Below are 12,623 nucleotides of genomic sequence, written 5' to 3' on the forward strand. Positions count from 1 at the left end.
GGAGGCGAATCGATGGGGGAACTCTACTTTAGCACGAATGTCTCCAACGACGTGACCCTGTGCATCTCCCCGTTGACAGATGAGCGGGCCAGCGCCGCCGGGCTTGATGCTGATGCAACTGGCTATTTTCTCTATGAGCGCTCGCAGAGTGGCGAGGCCAACGATGTCTCGGTGTTGGCCCAAATCCACTCTGAGGAAGCTGCATTCCGCTTGAGCCGAATGCTCGGGATGGATTAGCTTTTACCACCTTCGATTACTACGAACTTCCGGCGCCGATCTGGCGGGGTCTCGGTGGGCAGCGCAGGGGCCACAGCGAGCGCAGCTTCCACAGGCTGGGCGACGCTCCAAGGCCGCTCAGCGAGCCCCAGCGCCCTTGCCGGCGACGGCGAAATGCGGATCGGCTCTCGGCGTTAGGGTATCTTGACGCGCAAGGCAGCGAGGCCTGCTGGCGTGATCCGGTACGTTCCTGCCGTGCTCCCACGTTCAATCCAGCTCTTCGACTGCATGTTTGCGATGGTGCGCTGACCGGTGGGCTCAAGCGCTCTGAGTGTCAGCTCGCGACCCGCCCGTAGTTTTTGCAATGCATCTCGCTCCGAGCTGGTCGGCAAATGACTGGCACGCGCTGGCATCTATTTCTTGGCCTTCAGTCCGATCTCCACCAGCCGGCGGATGGACTCAGGCCGGCCGGGCAGGTCATCTTGCTTGCGGCGCCAGTCGTCGATCTCGGAAACAGCCTCTACGGGCAGCCGAACATTGACCGCCATGGTATCCACAGGCGGCCGGCCTCGTTTTGGTTTGTTAGCGCTATTAATTGTTGACTTCATGGTTTGATGATGCCATAAATTAGCGAGTCGAGCAATACCTGTTCGATTTTATAGATAATGAAAGCCATCACCAGCATGACCGCTTCTGTTGCCGTAAACACTGTCGCAATCCCTCTATCCCAGCTCCTCGAAGCCCACCAAAAAATCACAGACCTAGTCGGCACTGCACTGTCCAGCGCTGCGGGCGACAACCTTCGGGAGACCGCCGAAGAAGTGCTTTATGACATCACGCTTACGCGTGCCGCGACGTGGGCTGAGTTCGGCCGGAAGGTGCAGCTCCTCGTCGATCAAACAACCGAGGCGTCCCACGAGGGTTGGCTGACCGCGGTACAAGAAGGCGTGTATTGGGATCTGAAGCAGCTGAACGGCGATCCGGTCAAGTTTGCCGAAGCGGCGGAATAGGCCAGCCTGACGCCGTATTAGCCCGCGTCGTAACTGGCGCGGGCTGTTTCTATTTAAGGGCAGGGCGCTTAGCCCGTCTTATTCGCGAGAGGGCGCCTGAGAGGCTGGCGAGCGTGGTGTAAAGCGCTGATGCGGCGTAGGATTCGGTTGCGAAGCCACCCCATCACCTTCAACCGCGAACGCCACGCCCGCCATGACCGATGATACGATTTCAGACCACTATCGAGAAGCAAGAATTCAACACAAATAAAACCTCTGCCTCGCGCTCGATCTCTTCATGCTTGATAGTCTCGTTTCGGAGGCTGATCACCTACCGCGTCTAATAGGCCGCTCGCGCCGGTTTCTTTGGACGCGGCACGACCGCGACTCCACGTTTCGGCACAGAAATGATCGGGAGTCACTCAATCTTTCTTCAACTTAACCCGTCTTATTCGTAAGAGTGCGCCTGAGGGGTAAAGCGCTGATGCGGCGTAGGATTCGGTTGCGAAGCCAACCCCATCACCTCCAACCGCGAACGCCACGCCCGCCATGACCGACGATACGATTCCGCCCTTCTCGTTTCCAGCCGTTCACGCCAAGAAAGTCACAGCTGCCTTCGATGGTGGGCGCCTAACCTCGAACGGGGGCGTGATGCTTCTGGCGATGGCCGAGCGGCGTCTCGGTTTGGCCAACAATCTGGCCCGGGTGTTCCCGGATCGGCGCGATCCGACGCGGGTCGTGCACAGCCTGGTCGATATGCTCCGCGCTCGCATGTTCGCGATCTGCTGCGGCTACGAGGACGCCGACGACCTCGATCATCTGAGGTCCGATCCGGCATTCAAACTGGCCTGCGGACGGCTGCCGGACACGGGCCGGGATTTGTGTTCCCAGCCGACGCTGTCGCGGCTGGAGAATGCTCCGCGCCTGCGCGACGTGATCCGGCTGACCTACATTTTGGTCGACGCATGGATGGATAGCTACCCCCACGAGCCGGCATCCGTCACGCTCGACATCGATGATACCTGCGACGTCGTCCACGGCCATCAGCAGCTCTCGCTGTTCAACGCTCATTATGACGAACGCTGCTTCCTGCCGATCCACGTCTACGACACGGAGAAGAGCCGGCCCGTGGCCGTCGTGCTGCGGCCCGGCAAGACGCCGGGCGGCGTCGAGGTGCGTGCCCATCTGCGCCGCCTGGTACGGCATATCCGGACGCGATGGCACAACACGCAAATTACGTTCCGTGGCGACGGGCACTATGCCCGGCCGGAGGCCATGGCGTGGTGCGAGACCAACGGCATCGACTACATCTTCGGTCTGTCCGGCACCAAGCCTCTCGCCAGAAAAGTCGACGAGGTCGCCGACGACATCCGCACGCGACGCGCCATCGAGAACCTGCCGGTTCTGCGTGGCTATACCGAGACGCGCCACAAGGCAAAGTCCTGGGATCGCGAACGGCGCACTGTCGCCCGTATTGAGGCGACGATGCTCGGCCTCGACATCCGCTTCGTCGTCACCAGCCTCGATGTCGGCTCGGCCGAGTGGATCTACGACAGCCTGTATTGCGCGCGCGGCCAAGCCGAGAATCTGATCAAGCTGCATAAGACGCAGCTCGCCTCCGATCGCACCAGCTGCCGTTCGGCGCTCGCCAACCAGGTCCGTCTCGTGCTCCATACGGCCGCTTATTGGCTGATGCTGACCGTGCGCGACGCCATTCCCAAAGCCCGGGAATTGGCCGCTGCCGAGTTCGCGACGCTGCGTCTTCGGCTCTTGAAAATCGCCGCCCGTGTCGTCGAGACCACGAGCCGCATTCGCCTTGCGTTTGCCGCGGCATGTCCCGAAGCCGACCTGATCTGCGGCTTGCCCGGCGCGCTGCTGCCGCTCGGTCCTTGACCGGCGGGGCGTCCGCCCCCGTTCGCCCAACCCATCCCTCAAGCGCGTTGCAAAGTACCGGTCGTCAGGCGGCGAAAAGCCGAAGGCAATCCTGTGCGCCTCGTCAGACAAGATGTGCGGCCGCATCAATCGGGCCCAAAAGCCGCACTCTCACGAATAGGACGGGTTAGGAATCAGGTTAGGAATGGACCATCCTATATTCGAGTTGCCTTAGTAATTTCAATTATATACATGTAATGACTGGCGGAAGGGGTGTCCTGTCAACCTTGCTGCAATTACTTGCATTTTCTGTCTGCGTCGCGAGCAATCTACGGTCCTAACCACGGCTAGCTTAGCGGCCTCTCGACCGTAGTTTTCGGCCAGCTCCCCGTAGCTCGCCGCGCTCGAGGGGCAGGGTGCTTTCGCACATCAGGGCGTGGGGGACGCTCCACTCGAAGACGCGACCGGCTCACGAATAGCTCGATCGGCCTCGATCGCGCTGCGGATAGCGGAAGAACTCACGGAGTTCGCGCCAATACAGTCACCGTCGCCAATCCGATTTTCTTGCTCATCCGCTGTCAGTGCTTCGGCGGCGATAACGAGGGACAGCTCGGCCAGCTGAGAGTAGTTTCTTCGGTCGTCTGACCTATACCGAAAACCTTCTTGCACTGTCGCTCAAAAGATCTCGATTTTTCAGAACCTCTGAGTGTGTTGGTGTCTATACGGAAAACACTTGGACAGGGTGGGTACCTGGGTCGTGCAGCGCGTACTCGCGGCGTCAGTAGAACGTTGCTGAAATCCAAGGCTGCGCCGGACTATCGGCGGCACAGTGGAAGCCAATCGCTAGAGGTTTTGAATCCTCCTCCACTTTGTCGCAGATCAATCCCAACGCGCCTGTGCAATCTATGATTTTTGCACTGGGTGATATCGCCGTCTTCGCCAGGAGGCGGCGAGAACCATTAAAGCTCATACGTAAGAGGCTGCTGTGGTCGCCACGCAGCGCATCCCAAAAACGATAGTGCTCCAAGCTGGGCAATGGCAAGAACGATCAGCAGACCGTCGGACAAGTACGGAATGTACTCTGCGACGTGCTCAGCACGGCCGGCCCCCTCCATACGCTGTCCCATCGCGAAGCATGGCCCCTTTGGGCAGCCTTTCGCTTGTGCTTCGGCCCGGCTCCCAATGAACGAATCCGAAAGCGGCGCGGTCGAATCCCACAGATAGATGCGACTGTCAGCATATCTGTTTCCAAAGCAAGCAATGCCGGCGAGTATCATGAGTCCGAAAGCTGCAACGGTGCTCCACGACAATAGCCTGCTTCGGTTATCGGGATCCTCGAAGAAAGTGTTGGGAGGCGCGATGATCGGCGCATGTGCGCGGCGCGCCTTGAGGACATAGAGCGCCAACGTAGACGCGAGCAAGGTACCGACCGCCAGGGTTACGCCTAAGCCAAGATAGCCAGCGGAGATCAACATCCCCCGGTGGGGACCGTTGTAGACGAAGAATCCCCAGCTGCCAGCGGCGGGTAAGTAGGCGCCACCCAAGATTGTCCAGAAGCGAGCCAGCGGCAACATTGCAGCCAACCCCTAGCCCGTCCTATTCGTGAGAGTGCGGCTTTTGGGCCCGATTGATGCGGCCGCACATCTTGTCTGACGAGGCGCACAGGATTGCCTTCGGCTTTTCGCCGCCTGACGACCGGTACTTTGCAACGCGCTTGAGGGATGGGTTGGGCGAACGGGGGCGGACGCCCCGCCGGTCAAGGACCGAGCGGCAGCAGCGCGCCGGGCAAGCCGCAGATCAGGTCGGCTTCGGGACATGCCGCGGCAAACGCAAGGCGAATGCGGCTCGTGGTCTCGACGACACGGGCGGCGATTTTCAAGAGCCGAAGACGCAGCGTCGCGAACTCGGCAGCGGCCAATTCCCGGGCTTTGGGAATGGCGTCGCGCACGGTCAGCATCAGCCAATAAGCGGCCGTATGGAGCACGAGACGGACCTGGTTGGCGAGCGCCGAACGGCAGCTGGTGCGATCGGAGGCGAGCTGCGTCTTATGCAGCTTGATCAGATTCTCGGCTTGGCCGCGCGCGCAATACAGGCTGTCGTAGATCCACTCGGCCGAGCCGACATCGAGGCTGGTGACGACGAAGCGGATGTCGAGGCCGAGCATCGTCGCCTCAATACGGGCGACAGTGCGCCGTTCGCGATCCCAGGACTTTGCCTTGTGGCGCGTCTCGGTATAGCCACGCAGAACCGGCAGGTTCTCGATGGCGCGTCGCGTGCGGATGTCGTCGGCGACCTCGTCGACTTTTCTGGCGAGAGGCTTGGTGCCGGACAGACCGAAGATGTAGTCGATGCCGTTGGTCTCGCACCACGCCATGGCCTCCGGCCGGGCATAGTGCCCGTCGCCACGGAACGTAATTTGCGTGTTGTGCCATCGCGTCCGGATATGCCGTACCAGGCGGCGCAGATGGGCACGCACCTCGACGCCGCCCGGCGTCTTGCCGGGCCGCAGCACGACGGCCACGGGCCGGCTCTTCTCCGTGTCGTAGACGTGGATCGGCAGGAAGCAGCGTTCGTCATAATGAGCGTTGAACAGCGAGAGCTGCTGATGGCCGTGGACGACGTCGCAGGTATCATCGATGTCGAGCGTGACGGATGCCGGCTCGTGGGGGTAGCTATCCATCCATGCGTCGACCAAAATGTAGGTCAGCCGGATCACGTCGCGCAGGCGCGGAGCATTCTCCAGCCGCGACAGCGTCGGCTGGGAACACAAATCCCGGCCCGTGTCCGGCAGCCGTCCGCAGGCCAGTTTGAATGCCGGATCGGACCTCAGATGATCGAGGTCGTCGGCGTCCTCGTAGCCGCAGCAGATCGCGAACATGCGAGCGCGGAGCATATCGACCAGGCTGTGCACGACCCGCGTCGGATCGCGCCGATCCGGGAACACCCGGGCCAGATTGTTGGCCAAACCGAGACGCCGCTCGGCCATCGCCAGAAGCATCACGCCCCCGTTCGAGGTTAGGCGCCCACCATCGAAGGCAGCTGTGACTTTCTTGGCGTGAACGGCTGGAAACGAGAAGGGCGGAATCGTATCGTCGGTCATGGCGGGCGTGGCGTTCGCGGTTGGAGGTGATGGGGTTGGCTTCGCAACCGAATCCTACGCCGCATCAGCGCTTTACCCCTCAGGCGCACTCTTACGAATAAGACGGGTTAAGTTGAAGAAAGATTGAGTGACTCCCGATCATTTCTGTGCCGAAACGTGGAGTCGCGGTCGTGCCGCGTCCAAAGAAACCGGCGCGAGCGGCCTATTAGACGCGGTAGGTGATCAGCCTCCGAAACGAGACTATCAAGCATGAAGAGATCGAGCGCGAGGCAGAGGTTTTATTTGTGTTGAATTCTTGCTTCTCGATAGTGGTCTGAAATCGTATCATCGGTCATGGCGGGCGTGGCGTTCGCGGTTGAAGGTGATGGGGTGGCTTCGCAACCGAATCCTACGCCGCATCAGCGCTTTACACCACGCTCGCCAGCCTCTCAGGCGCCCTCTCGCGAATAAGACGGGCTAGACCGTCGTGGCGGTAGGCAAACAGTTGATTTTATCATCTCGGACGGTGGGCAATCCGTCGCTGCACCATTTGCTAGCATTAAGATTGGCGAGATATCGAATAGCCGAACGGCTCGGCAGGAAGAAATATCCTCCTGCCCGAACGTCAACGAAGCTTTCCATGTCGTGTAATCTCACAGGACCCGACGGAGTCGGTATCGTAAATACTCGGGTCTTGGGGGCCTGCCAGGCGACGATTGGGTCAGGCTCGTTGTTTAAGCCATGGAAAGTTGGCGAGCCTATCCATGTTTGCTGAACAAACTCGAATTGGCGCTCCAGATCGGTACACAGCGCAACGAACAGAAGGCCCCTCTCAGCCACGGCGCCTTCCTTCGTATAATACTCGTACGAGCGGCCTCGTCGCAGGAGCCGGTGGCGGTTGGTGATTAATTGTTGCGTGGGATCGTCGGGCTGCAGGCTGTCGCGGGGATTCGCCCGGCGAATGTGGGATCCGAACGGACAGTGCATTCCTTGCGGATCGTCGAGAGCGTACGAAAAGTCGTTCTCGTGCGTTGAATGCTTCCGCAAACCCTCGCCCTTGTCGGCGCCGGGGCGCTCAACGAGTGGCGTTCCGTCTCGCCACCGTCCCATCATCTTAGCGGCAACCCAGTCCGCCGTGATTTGTCCGCCGGCAATATTGGCAAGATTCGGATATTGCCCGGATAGCTCGTTCGCTTTGTTGGAGGTGAATTTCCAGAATCCCTCAACGTCCTGGGCGAGCTCCCTGATCACCAGATAGCTGCCGTTACGGCCAAAATCGCGGGCCGCTGGATCCTTGCGGCCGAACGCAGGAAATCTCGAGGGAGGCCTTGCGGGAATCGGAAGACAATCCCCCAGGTCGGAGTCGGCTCTGACAAGCGGCGCCGGCGGATAGTGATCCTGGTTGTTGCGGTAGCCGAGAATGAATTCGCCTGGCTCCACGGTGTCGCGTGCCAGGGCACCCTTTGAAAACCGCTGGGTTCCGTGGATGACCGGCTGAGAGATGCCATCGCGAAATCCGAAATGTTCGAACTCCAGGGACTCCTTCTCAGTCGCTGCGGCGTGAGTGCGCACGGGTCTTGTGTCGATCCTATGCAGGAGGCGCCCTGCAGAACCGATAGCTTTCTCATGTTGATCGAGAATAGCTTCGCAATGTTTGATCGACTTGCCGTAGATGAGAATAGCAGCATCTGCCGCACGCGGGTTCTGCGCCACTTCATTGCAATCGCCGTCGGTCCAGCGCCAACCCTGGCTCCCGCCACGATCGCCGAGAGCACGGCCGCGGTTGGCCATTCCTATATTGAAGACGCCTTGAAACGAGCCCAGACCGTCGCTGCACTGAGGTCCCGGTACCCGAAGTTTCTTGAGACCGGTCGCCGTAAACGCGACAAAGGTAGCGATGGTGTTTTCGTCAGGAGCGCTCCTGAATGGACGATCTCCGAACGTTATCTCGAGAGAACTTGTGGCTCTCACCGGATAGCCCTCATGCGGGTTGAGGCTGCCAGGCACCAGCATGTCCAGCCATTTGGCAAGCTCTTTCGGGTCGGATTGCTCCGAAAACTGGAACAAGGCGCACACCGAATAGGGGAGGGCCCGCAATCCCCGAAACACAAGCGATTGCACTTCGTCGGTCTCGATGACGTAATCGGGGCGCGGCATGGAGCCGAGGCAATCAAGCCAAGCACGTGCGTCCGAATCGGTTCTCGCTCGCGCGAGTCCATCGTGAATCAAGGCATTGTTACGAATATGATCGGTCGTCAGTTCGGGAAACCGGCTGTACCAAAACTGCGCGACTACCTGTTGAAGGCGCACCCAACGCTTGAATTGATCGCCGTTTTGGGCGCCATCCTTGATCAGGTATCTTGTCCGGGGGAAACCGACGCCATTACACCAGGCGGCGGTCTGACCGGGATGTGCCTTCATGATGAAATCTTCCAAATAGCTTTCCCAGCTTCCGTCGTAGTTCGACAGAAAGATCAGGTTTTCCGTACCGGCCGGGCGAAACCATCTTGCGTAGTGGATCGTGCCCATATTGTGTGTTTCGGCATGGAATAAGGACCCCGTATTCGGGGTAATCGGCATCCAATCGGGACCCCGGGACAAGGGTCCACAGTGGCTTCCATCAAGTCATGGAAGCCGAGGTTGGGATGCTGGTGGTGGAGACGATTGCGAAGATCCGTCGCGCTTATTTTGTTCATGGTCAGCCGATCAAGGCGATCTGCCGGGAGCTTGGCGTATCGCGCAAGGTGGTCCGCAAGGTCATCCGCTCGGAGGCGACGGAGTTCCGGTACGAGCGAGAGACGCAGCCGCTTCCGAAGATGGGCCCGTGGAGTGCCGAGCTTGACCGGTTGCTGGCGGCGAACGAGAGCAAGACGACGCGCGAACGGCTGACGCTGATTCGCTTGTTCGAAGAGCTTCGCGGCCTCGGATATGCCGGCGGCTACGACGCGGTTCGTCGCTATGCGCGGCGGTGGAGCCGAGAGCGTGGCGCCTCGACGACCTCAGCTTATGTGCCGTTGAGCTTTGCGCCCGGCGAAGCCTACCAGTTTGATTGGAGCCACGAAGTCGTCCTGTTGAGCGGAACCACGGTGGTCGTGAAGGCGGCGCATGTCCGGCTTTGCCACAGTCGGATGCTGTTTGTTCGGGCCTATCCGCGCGAGACGCAGGAGATGGTGTTTGACGCCCACGACCGGGCGTTCGCACTGTTCAAGGGGACTTGCCGGCGCGGCATCTACGACAACATGAAGACGGCGGTGGAGACGATCTTTGTCGGCAAAGGCCGCCTCTACAATCAGCGCTTCCTGCAGATGTGTAGCCATTATCTGGTCGATCCGGTTGCCTGCACGCCAGCGTCGGGCTGGGAGAAGGGACAGGTCGAGAACCAGGTCGGGTTGGTCCGCGAACGCTTTTTCACCCCGCGACTGCGCTTCAAGACATTGGACGAGCTGAACGCCTGGTTGCTCGATAAATGTATCGCCTACGCCAAGGCGCATCGGCATCCAGAGTTCGCCGACCGGACTGTCTGGGAGATCTTCGAGGCCGAGCGACCCAATCTCGTGCCTTATGCAGGTCGGTTCGATGGCTTCCATGCCGTCCCGGCCTCGGTCTCCAAGACCTGCCTGGTGCGCTTCGACAACAACAAGTACTCGGTTGCGGCAAGCGCGGTCGGGCGGCCCATTGAGGTCCAGGCTTATGCGGACCGCATCGTGATCCGCCAGGACGGCCGGGTCGTTGCCGAACATCCGCGATCATTCGGCCCCGTGGGTCGGTCAAAATCCCCCGGGTATGGTCACTTGAAACTCCCCCACCTGATGATCGCCGTCAGCGCCGCTGAACAGCAGTAGCCGGTCAGGCAGGACGTTTATGTTCGACCCCTTTAGCCAGCAAGGGGCCGGGGAGTTGAACGTCTTGAAGCGACATCTGCAAAGCACCGTACTTACATTACTTGATCGCAACACCAGCCAGCGCGAGATTCACCGGCTGACGGGTGTCGATCGCAAGACGATCCGGCGTTATCAGGCGCTGCGGGCCGGTGCGGAGGCAAATTCCCCCGGGGAAGTGACCACCGGCTCGGTGAGCGCGGACGGCCAAATTCCTCCACCCCGACCACCGGCTTTTGGGACATCGGAAGCGACGGTCACCAGCAGCCTGGCCCGTTCGGCTTGCGAAGCGCATCGGACGTGGATCGAAGAACAGGTCCGGCTGAAGCGGAACGCGCAGGCGATTTACCAGGACCTGGTTGATCAATTTGGCTTTCCGTCCAGCTACCAGAGTGTCAAGCGGTTTGTGCGCCGGTTGCGGCACGCTGATCCTGAGCAGTTTGATCGTCTTGAGTTCCTCCCCGGCGAGGAAGCTCAGGTCGACTATGGCGAGGGCGCGCCGACGGTTGATCCGAAGAGCGGGCGGTACCGTCGTCCCCGCCTGTTCGTGATGACGCTACGCTACTCGCGGCGCAGCTTCCGGCGGGTAGTCTGGAAGTCCAGCCAACAAGTCTGGGCGCAGCTCCACGAAGAGGCGTTCCGGTATTTTGGCGGGGTCCCCAGCTATGTCGTGCTCGACAACCTGAAGGAAGGCGTCCTCAAGCCGGATTTGTACGAGCCCCAGCTCAACCCGATTTACAGCGCGATGCTGGCTCATTACGCCGTGGTCGCCGATCCCGCGCGCGTGGCCGATCCAAATCGGAAAGGATGCGTCGAGAATGCGATTCAACATACCCAGGGCACTGCGCTGGCCGGACGGCGCTTCGAGACGCTGGAGGCGCAAAACGAGTTCTTGAGGCACTGGGAGGAGAACTGGGCTTCCAAACGCATCCACGGCAGCACGCGCCGTCAGGTCGAGGCGATGTTCCAGGAAGAGAAGCCGCACCTGCGGCCGCTGCCTGTCGCTCCCTTCCGCATCTTCACCGAAGTCGTCCGGACTGTCTGCGACGACACCACCGTACGCGTCGACAACAGCTATTACGCCGCGCGGCCCGCGCCGATCGGCAGCCAGGTCGTCGTGCGCATCTACACCACCACGATCGAGATCCGTGATCGCCACACCCGTGCGCTGCTGCGTGTTCATTCCCGGATGGCGCACCCCGGTTCTGTCGTCCTGCCGACCAGCGAACGGCCGTTCAACCCGTCGCGGCAAACCGCCGTGCTGCTGGCGAGCGCCGAGCGCATCGGACCGCAGACCAGGGCCTTGTGCCAGCAGGTGTTCGACACCGAAGGGCGCCCCGGACAGCGCGCGATGTGGGGCATTGTCGGGCTGGGCCGGAAGTATCCGGCGCGGCTGGTCGAGCAGGCCTGCGCGCACGCCATCGACAACCGCATCTACCGCTACAAGCACGTGCGTGCGACCGTCGAGCGGTTGTTCGAACAGGCGATCGAGCAGGTTGGAGTGACGCCACAGCCGGCATCGCCGCTCACCCAGGATCATCCGCTGATCCGTACCCCCGCGGAATACGGCGACCTCTTCAGCCGCGCTGTGCGGCGCGACGCCGACGACAATGGTCGGCAGGCCGAGGCTCACGACGATCACGCCACGGCAATCCGCGCTCGTGTCGCCTGCGCAACCCCGGCCAACTCCGGCGCCACGAGCGCTCCCGCTGCACCTTCTCACCTTAAACTGGAGACCTAGCCACATGATGACCATGCCGGAAATTGAGCGTTGCCTACGACAGCTGCGCCTGTCGGGTGTCCGCGACACGCTGCAGACGCGCGTGCTCCAGGCGCAGGGCGCCAACCAGCCCTTCCTCGAGACCTTCTCCCTTATCCTGCAGGATGAACTGGACCGTCGTCAGTCCCGTCTTATCGAGCGGCGATACCAGCAATCCGGGCTCGACGAAAAGCTGACGCTCGCCGAGTTCGACTGGTCCTTCAATCCCAAACTGCCACGTCAGACCTGCTTCCAGCTCCACACCCTGGCGTTCATTGCCGCTGGCGAGAACGCTCTGCTTGTTGGCAAACCTGGCACCGGGAAGTCGCACATCGCCAAGGCGATTGCCTATCAGGCGATCCTGCAAAGCCACAAGGTCCAGTATCTTGAGACCGACGACTTCTTCCACCGCTACGCCCTGAACTCTCCGGCACAACGCGAGGTCCGGCTGCGAACCATCATCGACTGCGATCTCCTCGTGCTGGACGATCTATTCCTCGCACGCGCCATCCCCGACGACGCCGGCACTTTGCTGCAGACCCTGATCCATCAGCGTTACAAACTGCGCCGCAGCGTCATCGTCACCTCCAATCGCGTCGTGCAGGATTGGGGGGCATACCTTGGGGACAACACTATGAGCACGACGATCCTCGATCGCCTTATGCATCATTGCCATCTGCTTGAGTTCGACGGACGCAGCTATCGGCTCAAAGAAGCCGCTGAAGCTCTTGCCCGGGAAACAAACTCAAACTAACAGTCCCTTGTCCTGCCTCGCGGGTGGAGGAATTTGACTGACCACACCCGGAGGAATTTGAAGTGACCCGCGGGGA

At 60.7% G+C, this 12,623-nt stretch carries 9 protein-coding genes and 1 pseudogene; 6 read left to right on the top strand and 4 right to left on the bottom strand.

Annotation, left to right across the window (positions count from 1 at the left end):
* Window positions 1-12 precede the first annotated feature (12 nt).
* Window positions 13-237: a hypothetical protein gene (locus J4G43_RS26625; RefSeq protein ID WP_208086799.1), complete on the top strand. Its 225-nt coding sequence runs from the start codon at window positions 13-15 to the stop codon at window positions 235-237.
* A 392-nt stretch (window positions 238-629) separates the two neighbouring features.
* On the opposite strand, the gene J4G43_RS55360 is transcribed toward J4G43_RS26625, so the two are convergent.
* Window positions 630-764 (bottom strand): hypothetical protein, encoded by a 135-nt coding sequence (locus tag J4G43_RS55360; RefSeq protein ID WP_256461294.1) that lies wholly within the window; start codon window positions 762-764, stop codon window positions 630-632.
* A gap of 117 nt (window positions 765-881) precedes the next feature.
* On the opposite strand from J4G43_RS55360, the gene J4G43_RS26630 reads away from it, so the two are divergent.
* Window positions 882-1,226 carry a hypothetical protein gene (locus J4G43_RS26630; RefSeq protein ID WP_208086800.1) on the top strand — a complete coding sequence of 115 codons (345 nt, stop codon included), beginning with the start codon at window positions 882-884 and terminating at the stop codon, window positions 1,224-1,226.
* Window positions 1,227-1,754: 528 nt separating this feature from the next.
* On the top strand, window positions 1,755-3,098 hold the full coding sequence (locus tag J4G43_RS26635; protein WP_208084195.1) for an IS1380-like element ISBdi2 family transposase: 1,344 nt from the start codon (window positions 1,755-1,757) through the stop codon (window positions 3,096-3,098).
* A 938-nt stretch (window positions 3,099-4,036) separates the two neighbouring features.
* On the opposite strand, the gene J4G43_RS26640 is transcribed toward J4G43_RS26635, so the two are convergent.
* The 3 genes from J4G43_RS26640 to J4G43_RS26650 form a co-directional block, all read right to left on the bottom strand.
* Window positions 4,037-4,651 (bottom strand): hypothetical protein, encoded by a 615-nt coding sequence (locus tag J4G43_RS26640; RefSeq protein ID WP_208086801.1) that lies wholly within the window; start codon window positions 4,649-4,651, stop codon window positions 4,037-4,039.
* 182 nt (window positions 4,652-4,833) lie between these two features.
* Window positions 4,834-6,177, bottom strand: coding sequence for an IS1380-like element ISBdi2 family transposase (locus tag J4G43_RS26645; RefSeq protein WP_208084195.1), 1,344 nt, complete (start codon window positions 6,175-6,177; stop codon window positions 4,834-4,836).
* Between the two features lie 456 nt (window positions 6,178-6,633).
* The gene (locus J4G43_RS26650) at window positions 6,634-8,685 is read right to left on the bottom strand and encodes a Dyp-type peroxidase (RefSeq protein ID WP_208086802.1); all 2,052 of its coding nucleotides are present in this window, start codon (window positions 8,683-8,685) and stop codon (window positions 6,634-6,636) included.
* 116 nt (window positions 8,686-8,801) lie between these two features.
* Between J4G43_RS26650 and istA (J4G43_RS26655) the strand changes: the two are divergent.
* The 3 genes and pseudogenes from istA (J4G43_RS26655) to istB all read left to right on the top strand — a co-directional run.
* A pseudogene (gene istA, locus J4G43_RS26655) lies at window positions 8,802-9,911 on the top strand (IS21 family transposase); the annotation flags it as partial.
* Between the two features lie 106 nt (window positions 9,912-10,017).
* Window positions 10,018-11,775: an IS21-like element IS1631 family transposase gene (gene istA, locus J4G43_RS26660; protein ID WP_100214066.1), complete on the top strand. Its 1,758-nt coding sequence runs from the start codon at window positions 10,018-10,020 to the stop codon at window positions 11,773-11,775.
* 4 nt (window positions 11,776-11,779) lie between these two features.
* Entirely contained in the window at window positions 11,780-12,547 is a 768-nt protein-coding gene (gene istB, locus J4G43_RS26665) for an IS21-like element IS1631 family helper ATPase IstB (protein ID WP_038952109.1), read from the top strand.
* Window positions 12,548-12,623: the final 76 nt, after the last annotated feature.

Source organism: Bradyrhizobium barranii subsp. barranii (genome assembly GCF_017565645.3).
In the GTDB taxonomy this organism is placed as follows: Bacteria; Pseudomonadota; Alphaproteobacteria; order Rhizobiales; family Xanthobacteraceae; genus Bradyrhizobium; species Bradyrhizobium barranii.